The 21,074-nt window shown below is 71.6% G+C and carries 18 protein-coding genes; 17 read left to right on the forward strand and 1 reads right to left on the reverse strand.

Annotated features, from left to right (window positions below):
• Position 1 precedes the first annotated feature (1 nt).
• The 13 genes from xdhC to allB all read left to right on the forward strand — a co-directional run bounded on the left by xdhC (position 2) and on the right by allB (position 15,174).
• On the forward strand, positions 2-841 hold the full coding sequence (xdhC, locus tag VR894_RS02675) for a xanthine dehydrogenase accessory protein XdhC (RefSeq protein WP_324649759.1): 840 nt from the start codon (positions 2-4) through the stop codon (positions 839-841).
• Between the two features lie 94 nt (positions 842-935).
• On the forward strand, positions 936-2,468 hold the full coding sequence (locus VR894_RS02680; protein ID WP_324649760.1) for a nucleobase:cation symporter-2 family protein: 1,533 nt from the start codon (positions 936-938) through the stop codon (positions 2,466-2,468).
• Positions 2,465-3,817 (forward strand): 8-oxoguanine deaminase, encoded by a 1,353-nt coding sequence (locus VR894_RS02685; protein WP_324649761.1) that lies wholly within the window; start codon positions 2,465-2,467, stop codon positions 3,815-3,817. Before VR894_RS02680 ends, VR894_RS02685 begins: the two co-directional genes overlap by 4 nt.
• Before the next feature lie 123 nt (positions 3,818-3,940).
• A complete protein-coding gene (gene uraD / locus VR894_RS02690; protein ID WP_324649762.1) occupies positions 3,941-4,444 on the forward strand; it encodes a 2-oxo-4-hydroxy-4-carboxy-5-ureidoimidazoline decarboxylase in 504 nt (167 codons plus the stop codon).
• Entirely contained in the window at positions 4,441-4,779 is a 339-nt protein-coding gene (gene uraH, locus VR894_RS02695) for a hydroxyisourate hydrolase (protein WP_324649763.1), read from the forward strand. Before uraD ends, uraH begins: the two co-directional genes overlap by 4 nt.
• 69 nt (positions 4,780-4,848) lie before the next feature.
• A complete protein-coding gene (gene pucL / locus VR894_RS02700; RefSeq protein ID WP_324649764.1) occupies positions 4,849-5,781 on the forward strand; it encodes a factor-independent urate hydroxylase in 933 nt (310 codons plus the stop codon).
• A 66-nt stretch (positions 5,782-5,847) separates the two neighbouring features.
• Positions 5,848-7,293, forward strand: coding sequence for an NAD-dependent malic enzyme (locus VR894_RS02705; protein ID WP_324649765.1), 1,446 nt, complete (start codon positions 5,848-5,850; stop codon positions 7,291-7,293).
• Complete coding sequence (locus tag VR894_RS02710) at positions 7,290-8,552, forward strand: DUF6986 family protein (protein ID WP_324649766.1); 1,263 nt, start codon at positions 7,290-7,292, stop codon at positions 8,550-8,552. Before VR894_RS02705 ends, VR894_RS02710 begins: the two co-directional genes overlap by 4 nt.
• Before the next feature lie 240 nt (positions 8,553-8,792).
• Positions 8,793-9,608, forward strand: a complete 816-nt coding sequence (locus tag VR894_RS02715; protein ID WP_416380791.1) for a hydroxypyruvate isomerase family protein — start codon at positions 8,793-8,795, stop codon at positions 9,606-9,608.
• 46 nt (positions 9,609-9,654) lie between these two features.
• Positions 9,655-10,533 carry a 2-hydroxy-3-oxopropionate reductase gene (locus VR894_RS02720; protein WP_324649767.1) on the forward strand — a complete coding sequence of 293 codons (879 nt, stop codon included), beginning with the start codon at positions 9,655-9,657 and terminating at the stop codon, positions 10,531-10,533.
• A 24-nt stretch (positions 10,534-10,557) separates the two neighbouring features.
• Positions 10,558-12,333: a glyoxylate carboligase gene (gcl, locus tag VR894_RS02725; RefSeq protein WP_324649769.1), complete on the forward strand. Its 1,776-nt coding sequence runs from the start codon at positions 10,558-10,560 to the stop codon at positions 12,331-12,333.
• Position 12,334: 1 nt separating this feature from the next.
• Positions 12,335-13,513, forward strand: a complete 1,179-nt coding sequence (locus VR894_RS02730) for a glycerate kinase (protein WP_324649770.1) — start codon at positions 12,335-12,337, stop codon at positions 13,511-13,513.
• Complete coding sequence (allB, locus tag VR894_RS02735; RefSeq protein ID WP_324649772.1) at positions 13,510-15,174, forward strand: allantoinase AllB; 1,665 nt, start codon at positions 13,510-13,512, stop codon at positions 15,172-15,174. Before VR894_RS02730 ends, allB begins: the two co-directional genes overlap by 4 nt.
• 85 nt (positions 15,175-15,259) lie before the next feature.
• Here allB and VR894_RS02740 read toward each other — a convergent pair whose 3' ends face one another.
• Positions 15,260-16,105 carry a bifunctional allantoicase/(S)-ureidoglycine aminohydrolase gene (locus VR894_RS02740; protein WP_324649773.1) on the reverse strand — a complete coding sequence of 282 codons (846 nt, stop codon included), beginning with the start codon at positions 16,103-16,105 and terminating at the stop codon, positions 15,260-15,262.
• 155 nt (positions 16,106-16,260) lie between these two features.
• Here VR894_RS02740 and bcp point away from each other — a divergent pair, with 155 nt between their 5' ends.
• The 4 genes from bcp (at position 16,261) to thrC (ending at position 21,073) form a co-directional block, all read left to right on the forward strand.
• A complete protein-coding gene (gene bcp / locus VR894_RS02745) occupies positions 16,261-16,737 on the forward strand; it encodes a thioredoxin-dependent thiol peroxidase (RefSeq protein ID WP_324649774.1) in 477 nt (158 codons plus the stop codon).
• Positions 16,738-16,763: 26 nt separating this feature from the next.
• Positions 16,764-18,377, forward strand: coding sequence for a malate synthase A (gene aceB, locus VR894_RS02750; RefSeq protein ID WP_324649775.1), 1,614 nt, complete (start codon positions 16,764-16,766; stop codon positions 18,375-18,377).
• A gap of 318 nt (positions 18,378-18,695) precedes the next feature.
• Positions 18,696-19,997, forward strand: coding sequence for a homoserine dehydrogenase (locus tag VR894_RS02755; protein ID WP_324649776.1), 1,302 nt, complete (start codon positions 18,696-18,698; stop codon positions 19,995-19,997).
• Entirely contained in the window at positions 19,997-21,073 is a 1,077-nt protein-coding gene (gene thrC, locus VR894_RS02760) for a threonine synthase (protein WP_324649777.1), read from the forward strand. Before VR894_RS02755 ends, thrC begins: the two co-directional genes overlap by 1 nt.
• Position 21,074: the final 1 nt, after the last annotated feature.

Raw genomic sequence — 21,074 nt, forward strand, 5'->3', positions numbered from 1 at the left:
CATGGACTGGCTCGAGGCCGCCGCCCGGGTGCGCGCCGACGGCAGGTCCGCCGTGCTCGTCACGGTGTCCGCTGTGCGCGGGCACTCGCCCCGCGAGGCCGGGGCGAAGATGGTCGTCACGACCGACGGCTCCTTCGACAGCATCGGCGGGGGCAATCTCGAGGCGACGGTGACCGACCGCGCCCGGGAGCTGCTCGCGGCCGGTGCGCGCACACCGGAGACGATCACGATGTCCCTCAACGACCGGGTCACCACCCGGCACGGGCGGCAGTGCTGCGGCGGGGAGGTCACCGTGCTCCTTGAGCCGCTGCCCGCCCGCCCGACGGTCGCCGTCTTCGGGGTCGGGCACGTGGGCCTGGAGCTCGCGCGGATCCTCGCCCGGCACCAGCTCATCGTCCACCTCGTCGACTCCCGGGCGGACCAGCTCGACGACGCGGGGGAGCTGGTGGGGCAGATCGCCGACGTGCGGGTGCACCACGCCCCCGCGCCCGAGGCTGTCCTCGCCGACCTGCCCACCGGTGCGCACGTCTACGTCATGACCCATGACCATGCCGAGGACATGGTCCTGTGCGATGCGGCCCTGCGCCGGGGTGACCTCAGCGTCGGGCTCATCGGATCCCGGGCCAAGTGGGCCCGCTTCCGCAAGAAGCTCATCGAGGGCGGCCACCCACCCACCGCGGTCGACTCGATCACCTGTCCCATCGGCGTGGCGACGCTGACCGGCAAGTCCCCGGCCGTCATTGCCGTCTCCGTCGCTGCCGACCTGCTGGCCCGCCTCGCGGCCGACGCCGATCCCCGAGGCCCCACCCACGTCGCCGAGCTGCACGACGTCATCGGCTGACCACTCAGCCCACCACCTGCTCCCGCAGGACCCGCACGACATGTCCGTCATCACGCCTGCCCTGCGCAGGCACCGTCTCGACGAGGAGATCCCCATGAGTAGGAAAGCAGCAGTCCGGGCCGCGCGGCCCGAGGACGAGAAGCTCCCGATCGGCCGGTCGTTCACGTACGGCCTCCAGCACGTGCTCACCATGTACGGCGGCATCATCGCGGTGCCGCTCATCATCGGGCAGGCCGCAGGTCTCGACGACGGCGACATCGCCGTGCTCATCGCCTCGGCCCTGTTCATCGGCGGGGCAGCGACGGTCCTCCAGAGCTGGGGCGTCCGGTTCTTCGGGTCGCAGCTTCCCCTCGTCCAAGGCGTCTCCTTCGCCGGTGTGGCGACGATGCTCGCCATCCTCTCCGGTGGGGGCGGGATACCCGCCGTCATCGGGGCCGTGCTCGTCGCCGGCGCGTTCGGGCTCGTCGTCGCGCCGTTCTTCGCCCAGATCATCCGCTTCTTCCCGCCGGTGGTCACCGGGGTCGTCATCACGACGATCGGGCTCACCCTCATGCCGGTCGCTGCCGGTTGGGCGATGGGCGGCCAGGGCTCCCCGGACTTCGGCTCGGTGTCGAACATCGGGCTCGCGTTCCTCACGTTCGTCATCGTCCTGGTGCTGTCCAAGGTCGGCGTCGCCTCCATCTCGCGGCTGTCCATCCTGCTCGCGATCGTCATCGGCACGCTCATCGCCGCCGTCCTCGGCATGACCGACTTCTCGGGCGTCGGCGACGGTGCGGTCGTCGCCGTCCCGGAGATCTTCGCCTTCGGCGCGCCGACGTTCGAGATCGCCGCGATCATCTCGATGATCATCGTCGTCCTCGTCACCATGACCGAGACGACGGCCGACATCCTCGCCGTCGGGGAGATCATCGGCACCGACGTCGACTCCAAGCGCATCGCCGACGGGCTACGTGCGGACATGCTCTCCTCGACGGTCGCCCCCGTGTTCAACTCCTTCACCCAGACCGCGTTCGCCCAGAACGTCGGTCTCGTCGCGATCACCGGCATCAAGTCCAGGTTCGTCGTCGCGGCGGGTGGCGTCATCATGCTCGTCCTCGGGCTCCTGCCGGTGCTGGGCCGGGTCGTCGCGGCGATCCCCACCCCGGTGCTCGGCGGCGCGGGTGTCGTCCTGTTCGGCACGGTCGCCGCCGCCGGCATCCGGACCCTGGCCAAGGTCGACTACGAGGGCAACATGAACCTCGTCATCGTCGCGTCCTCGCTCGCGTTCGGGATGATCCCGATCGTCGCGCCGACGTTCTACGACGGGTTCCCCGACTGGTTCACGACGATCTTCCACTCCGGCATCTCCTCCGCCGCCGTCATGGCCGTCCTGCTCAACCTGCTGTTCAACCACTTCCGCGCCGGGACACCGACGAACCCGTCCGTCGTCGCGGCCCGCGGGGTCCGGTACATCAGCCCCACGGTCCTCGACGCGCTCGAGGACGGCGACACCGTCCGGAACGGCAAGCTCGTCGACTCCACCGGCGCCGAGATCCCCGTCGCCGGGAAGAACGGCACGCAGGGCGAGGGCTCCCAGGTCAGGCGCGAGGCCGCTCCCCGCAAGGGCAGGCGGGGTGGTCGCCGATGACCGCCCGTACCTGGATCCGCAGCCCGCTGGCCGTCCTCACCCCGGGTGAGGACGCCCGCGGCGGGATCGTCGTCGAGGGGGGCCGGATCATCGAGCTGCTGGCCGACGGCGCGGAGCCCGCCACGCCGTGCGAGGAGGTCGTCGACGCCAGGGAGCACGTCGTCATCCCCGGCCTCATCAACACCCATCACCACTTCTACCAGACCCTCACCCGGGCCTGGGGCCCGGTGGCGAGCGTCGAGCTCTTCCCCTGGCTGACGAACCTCTACCCGGTGTGGGCGCGGCTCACCCCCCGCGACCTCGAGCTCGCCACCACCGTGGCCCTGGCCGAGCTCCTGCTCTCCGGGTGCACGACGGCGGCCGACCACCACTACCTGTTCCCGGGCGGCCTCGACGACGCGATCGACGTCCAGGTATCGGTGGCCCGCCGCCTCGGCATGCGGGCGCACCTCACGAGAGGCTCGATGAGCCTGGGCCAGGACGACGGCGGCCTGCCACCACAGTCCGTCGTCCAGGCAGCCGACACGATCCTCGCGGACTCGCGACGCCTGGTCGAGACGTACCACGAGCGGGGGGAGGGCGCGCAGATCCAGGTCGCGCTCGCCCCGTGCTCCCCGTTCTCCGTCACCCGGGAGATCATGCGCGACTCCGCCGTGCTCGCGGAGGAGCTCGACGTGCGGCTCCACACCCACCTCGCCGAGACCCTGGACGAGGAGGACTTCTGCCTCCAGATGTTCGGGATGCGCACGGTGGACTACCTCGAGTCGGTCGGGTGGCTCGGGGACCGCGCCTGGCTGGCGCACGGCATCCACTTCGACGACGGCGAGATCGCGCGCCTGGGGGCGGCCGGGACGGCGGTGGCGCACTGCCCGACGTCGAACATGCGCCTGGCGTCGGGGACCTGCCGGGTCCTCGAGCTCGAGGAGGCGGGGGTCCCGGTCGGGATCGGCGTCGACGGCTCGGCGTCCAACGACTCCTCGAACATGATCGAGGAGGTGCGCCAGGCGCTCTACATCCAGCGGCTGCGCTACGGCGCCGCCGCCGTGACTCCCGAGCAGGCGCTGGGCTGGGCAACCCGCGGTTCCGCCAGAGCTCTCGGCCGGGAGGACCTGGGGGAGATCGCCGTCGGCAAGCAGGCCGACCTGGCGCTGTTCCGGCTCGACGGCCTGCGGTTCTCCGGGAGCCACGACCCGCTCTCCGCGCTCCTCCTGTGCGGGGCGGACGCGGCGGACCGGGTCATGGTCGCGGGGCAGTGGCGCGTCGTCGACGGTGCGATTCCCGGGCTCGACGTCGAGGCGCTCGTCGCCGAGCACTCCACCGCGGCCCGGCGGATGGTCGCGGAAGTGTGACCCCGCGGCGGGTGCCCCCCGGCGTGGGCCTGGGCGACCCTTGACAGGGATCGCGCGATCGACCTAGATTCGCTGGACGGAATCGTGCTTTCATTGCGTGGAACGACGAGGAGAGGCGGCTCGATGACGAGAAGCGCACTGCAGGACTTCAACACCGCCGACGGCACCGTCGCCCGTCAGCTCCTGCTCGCCTGCGCCGCCGTCCCGCGATGGGCGGACCAGGTCGCGGCGGGCCGGCCGTACGCCGACGTCGAGGCGGTGCTCGACGCGGCCCGCGCCGCCGCCTCACCGTGGACCGACGAGGAGATCGACGCCGCGCTGGCACGCCACCCGCGGATCGGGGAGCATGCCGAGGGGCGGGAGGCAGACGCCGCGCACTCGCGCCGCGAGCAGTCCGGTGTGGACATGTCGGACGCGAGCACGGCCGAGCGGCTGCGTGCGGGCAACCGCGCCTACGAGGAACGCTTCGGTCACGTCTTCCTCATCCGCGCCGCGGGCCGCAGCGCCGAGGACATCCTCGCCGCCCTCGACGAGCGGCTGACCAACGACGAGGCCACCGAGCGTCGCATCGCCGCCGACCAGCTGCGTGAGATCGCCGTCCTTCGACTCCAGGGAGAGCTGTCATGACCTCGCACGTCACCACCCACGTCCTGGACGCCACGACCGGCGTCCCCGCCGCCGGGGTCGGGGTGAGCCTGTCCCGGGTCGAGGGTGACACCGTCACCGTGGTCGCCTCCGGCGTGACCGACGAGGACGGGCGCAACCGCGAGCTCGGCCCGGAGCGGCTGGATCCCGGCATCTACCGGATGAGCTTCGCCACCGGTGAGTACTTCGCCGCGCAGGACGTGGCGACCTTCTACCCGTCGGTGAACATCGACTTCGTCGTCGAGGAGGGGCGCGACCACTACCACGTGCCCTGCCTGCTCAGCCCGTTCGCCTACTCCACGTACCGAGGCAGCTGACCCCGGCCCGGCACCGATGCCGGGCCAACCGCTCGTGCACGACCGTCGCAACTACCGAAGGAGCTAGCCATGACCGCCACCAGCCAGCAGACCGGGACCGTCGTCCTGGGGGAGAACCAGTACGGCAAGGCCGAGGTCCGCGTCATGAAGGTGGACCGGGACCAGCCGCGCCACCGGATCACCGAGCTGTCCGTCACCTCCCAGCTGCGTGGTGACTTCGCCGCGGCCCACACCGAGGGCGACCAGGGCCGGGTCGTGCCCACCGACACGCAGAAGAACACCGTCTTCGCCCTCGCCAAGGACGGCATCACCTCACCGGAGGACTTCGCCATCCGGCTGTCCGAGCACTTCACCAGCAGCTTCGACTGGGTCGCCGGCGGACGCTGGGAGGTCAAGGAGTACGCGTGGGCGCACATCCCGTCCTCGCTGACGACCAACGTCGCCGACGGCGAGCACGACCACGCGTTCGTCAAGGGCGGGACCGAGACGCGCACCGCCGTCGTCCAGCGCGACGGCGACGAGGTCTTCGTCGTGGCCGGCCTGGAGGACCTCCGCGTGCTCAAGTCGACCGGCTCGGAGTTCCACGGCTTCCCCCGGGACCGCTTCACCACCCTGCAGGAGACCACCGACCGCATCCTCGCCACCTCGGTGACCGCCCGGTGGCGCTACACGAGCGCCGACCTCGACTTCAACGCGGTCTACGCCGACGTCCGCCGGGTGCTCCTGGAGACCTTCGCCGACGTCCACTCCCTCGCTCTGCAGCAGACGCTCTTCCAGATGGGCAAGGCTGCCCTCGAGGCCCACCCGGAGATCGCCGAGATCCGCTTCTCGATGCCCAACCTTCACCACTTCCTCGTCGACTTCACGCCCTTCGGCATGGAGAACCCGGGTGAGGTCTTCTACGTCGCCGACCGGCCCTACGGGAAGATCGAGGCCGAGGTCCGCCGCGAGGGTGCGGCCGGCGAGCCGCGCGCATGGGACACCGTCGCCGGCTTCTGCTGAGCCCAGGCCGCCGCGGCCTTCCCGTCCAGACTCACCGCATGCTGAAACGTCCCCGAGAGGAACCCCATGGCCCTGCCCAGTCCCAGCTACACCATCACGTTGCGGGTGGAGGCGCCGGCGACGCAACGCGCGACGAGTGAGATCGTCCACGAGGCGACGACGGCGGGAGCCTCGGTCATGGGTGTGGACATCGCCCAGTCCCACGCGGACAAGCTGGTGGTGGACCTGACGCTCGACACGGTGGACGCCGAGCACGGCGAGCGCGTCGTCGATGCGCTCAACGCACTCGAGGGCGTACGTGTGCTCAAGGTGTCGGACTCGACCTTCCTCATGCACCTGGGCGGGAAGATCGAGGTGACCCCGAAGGTGCCGCTCAAGACCCGGCGGGACATGTCCCGCGCGTACACCCCCGGCGTGGCCCGGGTGTGCCTGGCGATCGCCGACCACCCGGAGGACGCCCGGCGCCTGACCATCAAGCGGAACACCGTGGCCGTGGTCACCGACGGCACCGCGGTGCTCGGGCTCGGTGACATCGGCCCGATGGCCGCGATGCCGGTCATGGAGGGCAAGGCGGCGCTGTTCAAGGAGTTCGCCAACGTCGACGCGTGGCCGCTGGCCCTCGACACCACGGACACCGAGGAGATCATCGCCATCGTCAAGGCGATCGCTCCCGGCTTCGGCGGGGTGAACCTCGAGGACATCTCCGCCCCGCGGTGCTTCGAGATCGAGGCGCGACTGCGCGAGGAGCTCGACATCCCCGTGTTCCACGACGACCAGCACGGCACGGCGATCGTCGTGCTCGCCGCCCTCATCAACGCCCTGCGCGTGGTGGGCAAGGCCATCGAGGACGTGCGGATCGTGGTCTCCGGCGTCGGGGCGGCCGGCTCGGCGATCATCAAGCTCCTCATGGCCCAGGGTGCGCGCGACATCATCGGCTGCGACCGGCACGGCGCCCTGTCGGTGGCGACCGCCGGCGACGACCCCCACCGACAGTGGATCGTCGAGCACACCAACCCGTCCGGCTTCACGGGCACCCTGAAGGAGGGGCTGGTCGGTGCCGACGTCTTCGTCGGTGTCTCGGCCGGGAACATCCTCACCGGCGCGGACGTCGCCCGGATGAGCACCGACGCGATCGTGTTCGCGCTCGCCAACCCCACGCCCGAGGTCGACCCGATCGAGGCCGGCGAGAGCGCAGCAGTCGTGGCCACCGGGCGCAGTGACTACCCGAACCAGATCAACAACGTGCTGGCCTTCCCCGGCCTCTTCCGTGGGCTGCTGGACGCCGGGGCCGCCCAGATCACCGACGAGATGCTCCGCGTCGCCGCGGTGGCGATCGCCGAGGTCGTCGGCCCGGAGGAGCTCAACCCCGCCTTCGTCATCCCGGGCGTGTTCGACACCCGGGTCGCCGAGGCAGTCGCCGAGGCGGTCAAGGCCGAGGGGCTCAAGGAGATCGCCTCCCGCGGCGTCGAGCCGGAGGACTACGACCAGCTCTCCCAGCGGATCTCCCGATGAGGACGTCACTCGACCCGACGACGCTCGCCGCCGTGGAGTCCCACCTCACCGCCGCGGACGAGCACCTCGCCCGCGCCTACCCCGGGGACGACGGCTCCCGGCAGCCGGTCCACACGGTCTACGTCCCCGCCGACCGGTACCACGCCGGACTGGCCCACGAGTGGGGAGAGCAGGCCCGTCGGCTGCTCGCCGACCACGGGGGCACGGGTGTGCTGCTCGACGCCGTCGGCGTGCGGGCGGACCTGCGCGACGTGGTCGCCAGCCAGGTCGAGGAGAAGCTCTCCCGGGAGCCCGTCGAGGACCTGCGGGTCGACCTCGAGGACGGCTACGGCGACCACCCCGACGACGACGAGGACCGCACCGTCCTCGCCGCGGCGACGGCGCTGCGCCAGGACGTCGCCGCCGGGACCGCCACCCCGTTCCTCGGCATCCGCTTCAAGTCCTTCGAGCGGGACACCCGCGCGCGCGGCCTGCGCACCCTCGACATCTTCGTCAGCGAGCTCGCGGGCACGGGCGAGCTGCCGGATGGGCTGGTCGTCACACTGCCCAAGGTCACGTCCGTCGAGCAGGTCGAGGCGATGGTCCTGGTCTGTGACCGACTGGAGGTCGCCGCCGGCCTCCCCGCCGGCCGGATCCGCTTCGAGGTCCAGATCGAGACGCCGCAGGCGATCCTCGACTCCACGGGGACCGCCATGGTCGCGCGTCTCGTCCATGCCGGCGCCGGGCGGGTCAGTGGACTGCACTACGGCACCTACGACTACTCCGCGTCGCTCGGCATCGGCGCGGCCTACCAGTCCCTCGAGCACCCGGCCGCCGACCACGCCAAGGCCGTCATGCAGCTGGCCGTCGCGGGCACCGGCGTCCGACTCTCCGACGGCTCGACCAACGTCCTGCCCGTCGGCGACGGCGACCAGGTGCGCATCGCCTGGGCAAACCACGGGCGGCTCGTGCGCCGGTCCCTCGAACGCGGCTACTACCAGGGGTGGGACATGCACCCCGGGCACCTGCCCAGCAGGTTCGCCGCCACCTACGCCTTCTTCCGCGAGGGCTTCGCGCCCGCCGCGGCACGGCTACAGGCCTACGTGAGAAAGCAGGAGGGTGCAGTCATGGACGAGCCCGCCACCGCCCGGGCGTTGGCGTGGTTCCTGCGCCGGGGCCTGGACTGCGGCGCCCTCGGCGCCGACGAGGTCTCCGACCGTGCCGGCCTCGGGCCCGCGGATCTCTCACGCATGCTCACCCCTTCAGGGGCGGAGAGCTGACGTGCGGCCCCGTGTCGGTGCGCGGCTACAGGCCGGGCGGTTCGGCTGGTGCCGGCACCGCGGCACGGCCCGCGGTGCGTGAGCCACTGGGCGGCTGAGTGCAGCTGCCCCACGGCCCGATCGGAGCGGTGCTCCGGTCGGGCCGTTCTGCTCCGTCCGGAGCTCTTGACTCCCTTCGGGGGCGGCCGTACTGTTTCAACACGAGAAACTTATCTTTCACAATCCGGAAAAGAGTCGAGGATGACGGCGAAGATCCCGTACACCGTGAACTGCTCGATCCTGCTCACCGAGCTCCCGCCGAGCGAGCGACCCGCCGCCGCGCGGGCTGCGGGGTTCGACGGCGTGGAGTTCTGGTGGCCCTTCGCCACGTCCACCCCGGCCGCGGACGAGGTCGACGCGTTCGTCGCGACGCTCCGGGACGCCGGCGTGCAGCTGACCGGCCTCAACTTCAACGCCGGTGACATGCCCGGAGGTGACCGGGGCCTCATCTCCTGGCCGGAGCGCTCGGCCGAGCTGCGCGAGAACCTCGATGTCGTCGCCACCATCGGCGAGCGCACCGGGTGCCGCGCCTTCAATGCGCTGTACGGCAACCGGGTACCCGGTGAGGACCCCGCAGCTCAGGACGAGCTCGGTACTGAGAACCTCGCCCTCGCCGCCTCTGCGGTGGCACGCATCGGTGGGACGGTGCTGCTCGAGCCCGTCTCCGGCGCCGACGCCTACCCCCTCAAGACCTCTGCCGACGTCGTCGCCGTCCTCGACCGGGTGCGCGACGAGCACGGTGCCTCGAACCTCGGGCTGCTGCTCGACGTCTACCACCTCGCCGTCAACGGTGCCGACGTGGAAGCGGAGACCGAGGCGTACCGCGAGCGGATCGCCCACGTCCAGATCGCCGACGCCCCCGGGCGGGGGGCTCCCGGTAGCGGAGAGCTGCCGATCCGTCGGTGGATCGACGAGCTGCGTGGCGGTGGCTACTCCGGGCCGGTCGGCCTGGAGTACAAGACCGCGGACGCCGACCCCTTCGCCTGGCTCCCGCGCGCGGAGCGCGCTACCCGCTGAGCCGGGCACTCGACCACCCCACACCTCGACCCGGAAGGGAAGCACGATGAGCACCATCGCCTTCATCGGCCTCGGCATCATGGGCAGCCCGATGGCCGTCCACCTGCAGAACGCGGGTCACGCCGTCGTCGGCTACAACCGCAGTCCGGAGAAGACCGAGCCGCTCGTCGCCGCCGGCGGCCGGGCGGCCGCATCGGTGGCGGAGGCCGTCAGGGACGCCGACGTCGTCGCCATCATGGTGCCTGACTCCCCGGACGTCACCGAGGTCCTCGCCGCCGACGACGGCGTTCTCGCCAGCGCCCGGCCCGGCACTCTCCTCATCGACTTCTCCTCCATCCGCCCCGACGTCACGGTGACGCTCGCCGGGCAGGCCGCCGAGCGCGGCTTCCGCTACCTCGACGCCCCGGTCTCCGGTGGTGAGGCCGGTGCCAAGAACGCTGCCCTGTCGATCATGGTCGGCGGCTCGGCGGAGGACTTCGCCGCTGCCGGGGACGTCTTCCAGGCGGTGGGCAAGACCATCGTGCACGTCGGGCCGACTGGGTCCGGGCAGACCGTCAAGGCCGCCAACCAGCTCATCGTCGCCGGCCACATCGCGCTGCTCGCCGAGGCAGTCGTCTTCCTCGAGGCCTACGGCGTCGACACCGCCGCCGCCGTCGAGGTCCTCGGAGGCGGGCTGGCCGGGTCTGCGGTACTCAACCAGAAGGCGTCGAAGATGCTCGACCGCGAGTTCACCCCCGGGTTCCGGATCGACCTCCACCACAAGGACCTGGGCATCTTCACCTCCGCCGCCCGTGAGGAGGGCGTCGTCGCCCCTGTCGGGGCGCTCGTCGCCCAGCTCATGGCCGCCGCCCGCGCGACCGGCGACGGCTCGCTCGACCACTCCGGCCTTTTCCGTGCGATCGCCCGCCTGTCCGGGCGCGAGTGACCTGAACCAGACTAAGGAGACATGATGCCTCGGATGAGAGCAGTCGACGCCGCGGTCGCCATCCTCGAGAAGGAGGGCGCCACCCAGACCTTCGGTCTGCCCGGTGCGGCGATCAACCCCTTCTACGACGCCATGCGCAGGCACGGCGGCATCAAGCACGTCCTCGCGCGGCACGTCGAGGGCGCCTCGCACATGGCCGACGGCTACACGCGTGCCGCCCACGGGAACATCGGCGTGTGCATCGGCACCTCGGGACCCGCCGGCACTGACATGATCACCGGTCTGTACGCCGCGTGGGCGGACTCGATGCCGATTCTCTGCATCACCGGGCAGGCGCCCGTCGCCAAGCTCGACAAGGAGGACTTCCAGGCGGTCGACATCGCCTCGATCGCCGCCCCGGTCACCAAGATGGCCAGGACCGTGCTCGAGGCCGGGCAGGTGCCCGGCGTCTTCCAGCAGGCGTTCCAGCTCATGCGGTCCGGGCGTCCCGGCCCCGTCCTCATCGACCTGCCGATCGACGTCCAGATGACCGAGATCGACTTCGACCCGGACACCTACGAGCCGCTGCCCGTGCTGCGCCCCGAGGCGAGCCGCGCCCAGGTCGAGAAGGCCCTCGACATGGTCCTCGCCGCTGAGCGCCCGCTGCTCGTCGCCGGCGGTGGCGTCGTCAACGCCGGCGCGGAGGCCGTGCTCGTGGAGCTGGCCGAGATGCTCAACGTCCCGGTCATCTCCACCCTCATGGGCTGGGGTGCCATCGCCGACGACCACCCGCTGTCGGCCGGCATGGTCGGCATCCAGACCTCGCAGCGATACGGCAACGCCACGTTCCTCGAGTCCGACGTCGTCCTCGGCGTCGGCAACCGGTGGGCCAACCGGCACACCGGCGGGCTGGACACCTACCGTCGTGGCCGCACCTTCGTCCACGTCGACATCGAGCCCACCCAGATCGGTCGCGTCTTCACCCCCGACTACGGCGTGGTCTCCGACGCCGGTGCCTTCCTCCGCACCGCGCTGGAGATCGTGCGAGAGCGCCGGGCCGCGTCCGTGCTCCCGGACTACACCCAGTGGGTGAGCGACAGCCAGCTGCGCAAGCGCACCCTGCAGCGCAAGACCCACTTCACCGACATCCCGATCAAGCCCCAGCGCGTCTACCAGGAGATGAACCGCGCCTTCGACCGCGAGACCGTCTACGTGACGACCATCGGCCTGTCGCAGATCGCCGGCGCTCAGTTCCTCCACAGCTATGCCTCCCGGCACTGGATCAACGCGGGGCAGGCCGGCCCCCTCGGCTGGACCGGGCCCGCAGCGCTGGGCGTGGTCGCCGCGCTGCCGGCGAAGAACGTCGTCGCGCTGTCCGGCGACTACGATTTCCAGTTCATGATCGAGGAGCTCGCCGTCGGTGCGCAGCACCACCTGCCCTACGTCCACGTCGTCGTCAACAACGCCTACCTGGGCCTGATCCGTCAGTCCCAGCGGGCCTTCGACATGGACTACCACGTCTCCCTCGCCTTCGAGAACATCAACTCCGCCGAGACCGACGGGTACGGTGTCGACCACGTCAAGGTTGCCGAGGGGCTGGGCTGCAAGGCCATCCGGGTCAAGGACCCGGAGGACCTCGAGGGTGCCTTCGCCCGGGCCAGGGCGATGGCGGAGGAGTTCCAGGTGCCCGTCGTCGTCGAGGTGATCCTCGAGCGCGTCACCAATATCGCCATGGGTGTCGAGCTCGACGGCGTCAACGAGTTCGAGGACCTGGCCCTGTCGGCCCAGGACTCCCCGACCGCGATCGCACTGCTGGACTGACATGTCGCCGCGCGTGCTCCTCGCCCCCGACAAGTTCAAGGGTTCGCTCAGCGCCGCCCAGGTGGCCGCGCACCTCGCGGCCGGCCTGCGGAGGGCCCACCCCGGCATCACGGCGGACGAGCTGCCCGTGGCGGACGGGGGTGAGGGGACCGTCGAGGCGGCGCTTGCGGCCGGCTACCAGCCGGTCGGGCTCACGGCCACCGGCCCCCTGGGCGCGCCGGTCCCCACCCGCTACGCCCGCCGAGGTGCCACGGCCGTCGTCGAGATGGCGGCCGTGACCGGCCTGGAGATGGTCGAGCCGAGCACGACGACGGCTCGGACGGCCACCTCCCGCGGGCTCGGCGAGCTCGTCGCCCACGCCCTCACGGCCGGCGCCACCACTGTCGTCATCGGCGTGGGCGGATCGGCGAGCACCGACGGCGGCGCCGGGATGCTCGCCGCGCTGGGAGCGCGCCTCACCGGCCCCGCCGGGCGGCTGCCCGACGGCGGCGGCCCGCTGCGCGACATCGTCGCCGTCGACCTCTCCGGCCTCCACCCGCGGCTGGCCGCCGCCGAGATCGTCCTGGCCAGCGACGTCGACAACCCCCTGCTCGGCCCCGCCGGCGCCGCGGTCGTCTACGGCCCGCAGAAAGGCGCCGACAGCGGGACGGTTCGCGAGCTCGAGGATGGGCTCACGGCCTGGGTCGCGGCCCTCACGGCGGCGGAGGTGGACGGCGCGCGGGAGCACGCCGAGGCGCCGGGCGCCGGGGCGGCCGGGGGAGTCGGGTACGCAAGCCTCCTCCTCGGCGCGACCCGCCGACCCGGCGTCGAGGAGGTTCTCGACCTCACGGGCTTTCACGACCACCTCTCCAGGGCGGACCTGGTCGTCACCGGAGAGGGAAGCCTCGACGAGCAGTCCCTGCACGGCAAGACCCCGCTCGGCGTGGCCGCGGCAGCCGCGGCCGCCGGCGTCCCCACCATCGCCGTGTGCGGGCGCACCACCCTCACACCCGCCCAGGCGGCCGAGGCCGGTATCCGGGCTGTCTACGCCCTCACCGACATCGACCCCGACGTCACCCGATGCATCGCGCAGGCCGGCCCGCTCCTCGAGCGTCTTGCCGAGCGGATCGCCGCCGAGCAGCTCCGCCCGACCACGCGCCTCACCAGCAACCGTGAACCCTCCGGAGGAGATCCCAGATGAGTGACGAGAAGCGTGGCGAGCAGGCCGCCGACGAGGAGGCACCGACCGGTTCCCAGGGGACCGGCCAGTCGGCCGCCCACGGTGACACGACGTCGCTCACCGACGTCGCTCGCGACAACGCGGCCTCCTCGGTGACGACGTCGGGGCGCGGGGCCGCCGCGTTCGAGGCGGAGCAGGCCCGCAAGGAGGCGGTCAGCGAGGACGTCAACGACCCGGAGCGCATCCGCGCCCAGATCCGCGAGTTCCGCCGTGAGCACGGCCTCGCGGACACGGCCGACGGAGCGACGACCGGCGCCACCGGATCCGGCGCCGTCGTGGGCGACCGCAGCCGCTTCGACCTCGTCGTCCGCGGCCGGCGCGTCCTGGGGAGGGCGGGCTTCCAGCCCCGCGAGGTGGGGGTGGTCGACGGCCGGATCGCCGCGATCGAACCTCTCGGTTCCGGTCTGCACGGCGAGCGGGTCGTCGAGCTGAAGGACGACGAGACGCTCATCAGCGGTCTCGTGGACGCTCACGTGCACGTCAACGAGCCCGGTCGCACCGACTGGGAGGGCTTCGCCAGCGCCACCCGCGCAGCAGCCGCCGGTGGTGTCACCACGATCCTCGACATGCCGCTGAACTCCATCCCCTCGACGGTGAACGGGCCGGCGCTGGAGTACAAGCGCCTCGTCGCCGCACCGCAGGTGTTCGTCGACGTCGGGTTCTGGGGCGGGGCGATCCCCGGCTCCAAGGCTCACCTGCGCGAGCTGCACGACGAGGGCGTCTTCGGCTTCAAGTGCTTCCTGCTGCACTCCGGTGTCGACGAGTTCCCCCATCTCGAGCCGGACGAGCTCGAGGAGTACCTCGAGGAGCTCACCGGCTTCGGCGCCATGATGATCGTCCACGCGGAGGACTCTCGGGCCATCGATCGGGCGCCCCACGCGGAGGGCGACCACTACCGGAGGTTCCTGGCATCCCGCCCGCGGGGAGCGGAGAACCTCGCGATCGCCGAGGTCATCGAACGAACCCGATGGACCCGTGGTCGCGCGCACATCCTGCACCTGTCCTCCTCGGACGCCCTGCCGATGATCCGCAGCGCGAAGGCTGACGGCGTCGACCTCACCGCGGAGACGTGCCCGCACTACCTCACCCTGCTGGCGGAGGAGATCCCCGACGGCGCGACCGCCTACAAGTGCTGCCCGCCCATCCGCGAGGTCGACAACCGCGAGCAGCTGTGGGAGGGGCTGCTGGACGGGACCATCGACTACATCGCCAGCGACCACTCTCCCTCGACGCTGGAGCTCAAGGATCTCGACAACGGTGACTTCGGTGTGGCCTGGGGCGGAATCTCCTCGGTCCAGCTGGGCTTGCCGATCATCTGGACCGAGGCGCGGCGCCGCGGCATTGCCCTCGAGCAGGTCGTCGAGTGGATGTCCGCCCGTCCCGCCGCCCGCGCCGGCATGCTCCGCAAGGGCAGGCTCACGCTCGGCTACGACGCGGACCTGGCGGTGTTCGCCCCCGACGCCACCTTCGTCGTCGAGGCCGGCAGGCTGCACCACAAGAACCCCATCACCCCCTACGAGGGCAAAGCGCTGTCCGGCGTCGTCCGCCGCACCTTTGTCCGGGGCGCCGAGGTGGACTTCCAGACGCCCCACGGGCGCCTCCTCCGCCGCGGCGAGGCCTGAGCCCCACACCGGACCACGCGCCGTCGGCCGCCCCGGGCGAGGCTGACCGCCGGCTGCCGGGACGTGGCGGGCCGATGGCCGCGTCTCAGCGGTGCATGCCACCGAGCCCGAGCCGGACGTGCCGGTTGACGTCCTTGTACAGCAGGTAGCGGAAGGGCCTGGGCCCGCCGGCGTAGCAGGCCTGAGGGCAGAAGGCGCGCAGCCACATGAAGTCGCCGGCCTGCACCTCCACCCAGTCCTCGTTGAGCCGGTAGACGGCCTGGCCCTCGAGGACGTAGAGCCCGTGCTCCATGACGTGGGTCTCGGCGAACGGGATGATCCCACCGGGCTGGAAGGTCACGATCGTCACGTGCATGTCGTGCCGCACGTCGTTCGGGTCCACGAACCGCGTGGTGGCCCACTTTCCCTCCGTGTCCGGCATCGGGGTCGGCTCGACTTCCTGCTCGTTCGTCACGAAGGACTCGGGCACGTCCACCCCGTCGACCCGCTGGTACGCCTTGCGGATCCACATGAACCGCACGGGTTCCGAGGCGTGGTTGCGAGCCGTCCACTCCTCGCCGGGCGCGAGGAAGGCGTACCCGCCCGGCGTCATGCGGTGCTCTGCGCCGGGGGCCCTCAGGGTGAGCGTCAGCTCGCCCTCCATGACGAACAGGACGGCCTCGGCGCCGGGATCGTCCTCGGGGCTGTCGGAGCCTCCGCCCGGTGCGACCTCCATGAGGTACTGGGAGAACGTCTCGGCGAAACCCGTCAGCGGTCGGGCGAGCACCCACAGGCGCGTGCCCTCCCACAGTGGCAGGTTCGACGTGACGATGTCTCGCTGAGTGCCCCGGGGGATGACGGCGTACGCCTCGCGGAACATGGCCCGGTCCGTCAGGAGGTCGGTCTGCGGCGGGTGGCCGCCGTGGGTGGCCCAGTAGGTGCGCTCGGCCATGGGTGGCTCCTCTCGGGACGCGGAGGAGGCCTTCCGAGAACCGGTCCGCCCACCGCGCAGGTCACGGCAATGTCGCTCACATGGTCCCACGCGGTGATGCGTCTCTGGACCTAGATATGGAATGATGCTTCCATAGTCCGAAAAGGAGAGGTGTTATGGCGAAGCTCACAGCGGGGGACACCGCCCCCGACTTCACGCTGCCCGATTCCGACGGCGACCAGGTCACGCTCAGCGAGCGGATCGCCGCGGCGGAGCGCGGCGTCGTCGTCTACTTCTATCCCAGGGCGGGCACCCCCGGGTGCACGACGGAGGCCTGCGACTTCCGGGACAACCTCGCCTCGCTCGCGGGGGCGGGCTACGCCGTCATCGGCATCTCGGCCGACCCGCTCGAGGACATCCGGGCCTTCGTCGAGGCGGAGCGCCTCACCTTCCCGCTGCTCTCCGACGCCGACCACGCGGTCGCCGACGTCTACGGCGCGTGGGGCCTCAAGACCGTCGGCGACCGCACCGTCGAGGGCGTGCGCCGCTGCACCTTCGTCGTCGAGCGTGACGGCACGATCCGCAGCGCACAGTACGACGTCGACGCGCAGGGGCACGTCGCCGCACTCCGCGACCAGCTGGTGCGCGCCTGAGCGCCCACGCGGGAACCCACCGAGCCATGACAAACGAAGGAGACAACGTCGTGAACCTTCCCGACGGCCTGACCATCACCAAGGAGTCGGGCGAGCGTGACGCCGAGGTGCTGACGCCGGCGGCCCTCGAGCTCATCGTCGAGCTCCACCGGGCGCTCGGCGACCGGCGCCTGGAGCTGCTCGCCGCCCGCGGTGAGCGACTGCAGCGGATCGCCGCCGGCGGGACGCTCGACTTCCTGCCCGAGACCGCGCACATCAGGGAGGACGACTCGTGGCGTGTCGCCCCGCCCGCCCCCGGGCTCGTCGACCGCCGGGTCGAGATCACCGGCCCGACCGACCGGAAGATGACGATCAACGCGCTCAACTCGGGCGCCAAGGGATGGCTCGCGGACCAGGAGGACGCCAACACCCCGCAGTGGAGCGCGGTCGTGGGCGGACAGCTCAACCTCCTCGACGCCATCAACCGGACGATCGACTTCACCGCGCCCGATACGGGTAAGGAGTACAAGCTCCGTCCCGATGACGAGCTCCCGACGATCATCGTCCGCCCCCGTGGGTGGCACCTGCCGGAGAAGCACATCCTCGTCGACGGGCGCGAGGCATCGGGGTCCCTCGTCGACTTCGCCCTCTACGCCGCGACGGCGGGCCGGCGGCAGATCGAGAAGGGCATGGGCCCCTACTTCTACCTGCCGAAGATGGAGTCCCACCTCGAGGCCCGGCTGTGGAACGACGCGTTCGTGCTCGCCCAGGACGCGCTCGGCATCCCGCAGGGCACCATCCGCGCCACGGTCCTCATCGAGACCCTCCCGGCGGCCTTCGAGATGGAGGAGATCCTCTACGAGCTGCGCGACCACTCCGCGGGCCTCAACGCCGGGCGGTGGGACTACCTCTTCTCGGTGATCAAGACCTTCCGCACGCGGGGCGAGGAGTTCCTCCTCCCGGACCGCAACCAGATCACCATGACGGTGCCCTTCATGCGTGCCTACACCGAGCTGCTCGTGCGTACGTGCCACAAGCGCGGGGCGCACGCCATCGGCGGGATGGCCGCGTTCATCCCCAGCCGGGACGAGGAGGCGAACGAGGCGGCCTTCGCCAAGGTGCGCGCCGACAAGACACGTGAGGCCAACGACGGCTTCGACGGCTCGTGGGTGGCCCACCCCGGGATGGTGGACCTGTGCAAGGAGGTCTTCACCTCCGTACTCGGCGACCGGCCCAACCAGATCGACCGCACCCGCGAGGAGGTCGAGGTCTCGGCGGCCGATCTCCTCAGCGTCTCGCAGACGCCCGGGACGGTCACCGAGGAGGGGCTGCGCAGCAACATCTCCGTCGGGATCCAGTACCTCCACGCCTGGCTCGGCGGGCTCGGCGCGGTCGCGATCTTCGACCTCATGGAGGACGCCGCCACTGCGGAGATCTCCCGCTCGCAGGTGTGGCAGTGGCTGCACAACGGCATCACGCTCGCGGACTCCGGTGAGCAGGTGACCCGCGAGCTCGTCGACCGGCTGGTCGAGGAGGAGGTCGCCAAGCTGCCGGGCGACGCCGCCGACTACGCAGAGGCGAGGGCGACCTTCCTCGAGGTCGCCGTCGCGGACGACTACGTCGACTTCCTCACCCTGTCCGCGTACGAGCGGATGCCGTAACCGCCCTCCGACCTGCCCCCCACCTCACCGAGAGCCGGATTGTCGCGCGACAATCCCGCTCTCGGCGTGAGGGGGCCCTGCCCCGTCCCGCCGTCATCTCGCGGAGCGTGGGATTCTGCGCGCGACAACTCTGCTCTCGACGTGGGGAGCGACAACTCTGCTCTCGACGTGGGGAGGGACAACTCTGCTCTCGACGTGGGGAGGGGTGGGCACGCCGACCAGCTCTTCTCCTCGTCCACCGCCGAGGAGTGGACCCGGTCCACGACGACGGGCGCGCACCCCTATCCTGGCCGCGGCACCGAGACAGAGGAGTAGTCGATGAGTGAGCGGGCGCTACGCGTCGCCGTGCTCGGGTGCGGGACCGTCGGGACCGAGGTGGTGCGCCTCCTGCACGAGCAGGCCGCCGACCTCACCGCGCGCACCGGCGCCCGCCTGGAGGTCGTGGGGATCGCCGTGCGGGACACCACCGCACCGCGCGCCGAGGTCGTCGACACCCGGCTCCTGACGACGGACGCCGCGGGCCTCGTGCGTCGCGCCGACCTTGTCATCGAGCTCGTCGGCGGCATCGAGCCGGCCCGGTCGCTCGTCCTCGAGGCACTCGGCTCCGGCGCGAGCGTCGTCACCGCGAACAAGGCGCTGCTCGCCGCGCACGGCCCCGAGCTCTACGAGGCCGCCGAGTCCGCGGGCGTGGACCTCTACTTCGAGGCCGCGGTCGCCGGAGCGGTCCCCGTCGTGCGGGGCGTGCGCGAGTCCTTCGCGGGCGACCGCGTCGACCGGGTGCTCGGGGTCGTCAACGGCACGACGAACTTCATCCTCGACGAGATGACCTCCCGGGGCGTGGGCTTCGGCGAGGCGCTCGCCGACGCCCAGGCCCTCGGCTACGCCGAGGCCGATCCCACCGCGGACATCGACGGCCACGACGCCGCCGCGAAGATCGCGATCCTCGCCTCGCTCGCCTTCCACACCCGGGTGAGCATCGACGACGTCCCCGTCGAGGGGATCCGCTACGTCACCGCCGCGGACGTCGAGGCCGCGGGCCGGGGCAAGCACGTCATCAAGCTGCTCGCCATCGCCGAGCGGCGGATGACGACGGACGGCGAGGGCATCTCCGTGCGCGTGCACCCCGCCCTCCTGCCGCTCGACCACCCGCTCGCCGCGGTGCACGGCGCCTACAACGCCGTCGTCGTCGACACCGAGGCTGCCGGCCGGCTCATGTTCTACGGGCAGGGCGCCGGGGGAGCGCCGACGGCGTCCGCGGTCCTCGGCGACGTCGTCGCCGCGGGACGCAACCGGGTGTCCGGCGGGCGCGGCCCGAGCGAGTCGCGGTACGCCGCGCTGCCGCTCCTCGGCGGGGACCAGGTGACGACCCAGTTCCAGCTGCGGCTCGAGGTCGCCGACGTCCCCGGCGTCCTCGCGGCGATCGCCGGGACCTTCGGCGAGCACAAGATCTCGATCCAGACCGTGACCCAGGAGCAGGCCAGCGCCGTCGACGGTGCCGCCGTGCTCATCGTGGTCACGCACCGTGCCAGCGAGGCTGCGCTGGCCGCGACGGCGGACGCCGTCGCCCGAATTCCGTCGGTCAAGCGAGTGCTGGCCGTGACCAGGGTGGAGGACGTCTGATGGCACACCAGTGGCGTGGCGTGATCACCGAGTACGCCGACCGGCTGCCGATCGAGCCGGGAGACCCCGTGGTCACCCTCGGGGAGGGCGGCACGCCGCTCGTCCCGGCCCCCGTGCTGAGTGCACGCGTCGGCGCCGAGGTTCACGTCAAGGTCGAGGGCGCCAACCCCACCGGGTCCTTCAAGGATCGCGGCATGACGATGGCGATGTCGAAGGTCGCGGCCACCGACACCGAGATGGTCGTGTGCGCCTCCACCGGAAACACCTCCGCCTCCGCGGCCGCCTACGCCGTGCGGGCGGGGCTGCGTTGCGCCGTCGTGCTGCCCGCCGGCAAGATCGCCGCGGGCAAGCTCGCCCAGGCGATCGTCCACGGGGCGACGCTCGTGGCCGTCGACGGCAACTTCGACGACTGCCTCACCATCGTCCGCTCGCTCGCCGAGGACTACCCTGTGGCGCTGGTCAACTCGGTCAACCCGTTCCGGCTGCAGGGCCAGAAGACGGCGGCCTTCGAGGTCGTCGACGCGCTCGGCGACGCACCGGACATCCACGTGCTGCCCGTCGGGAACGCCGGCAACATCTCGGCCTACTGGATGGGCTACCTGGAGTATGCGAGCGACGCTCCCGGCCTGCCCGCGCGCGCCACCCGCACCCCGCAGATGTGGGGGGTGCAGGCCGAGGGCGCCGCGCCGCTCGTCAAGGGCGCTCCCGTGGAGCACCCCGAGACCATCGCCACCGCCATCCGGATCGGCAACCCGGCGTCGTGGACGCTCGCGGAGGCCGCCCGCGACGAGTCCGGGGGTTGGATCGACGCGGTGAGCGACGCGCAGATCCTCGACGCGCAGGCGCTGCTGGCCCGTGAGGTCGGGGTGTTCGTCGAGCCCGCCTCCGCGGCGAGCGTGGCCGGACTGCTCCAGGCCGCCGAGCGCGGCCTCGTGCCCGCCGGGGCCACGATCGTGTGCACGGTGACCGGCAACGGCCTCAAGGACACCGCGACCGCGCTCGGCGCCACCGTCGTCGACCCGGAGGTCGTCGCGCCGCAGCCCGCCGCCGCGGCCCGGGCCCTCGGGCTCGCCTGAC

The sequence above is a fragment of the Georgenia sp. H159 genome, from assembly GCF_035607575.1.
Classification (GTDB): Bacteria; Actinomycetota; Actinomycetes; order Actinomycetales; family Actinomycetaceae; genus Oceanitalea.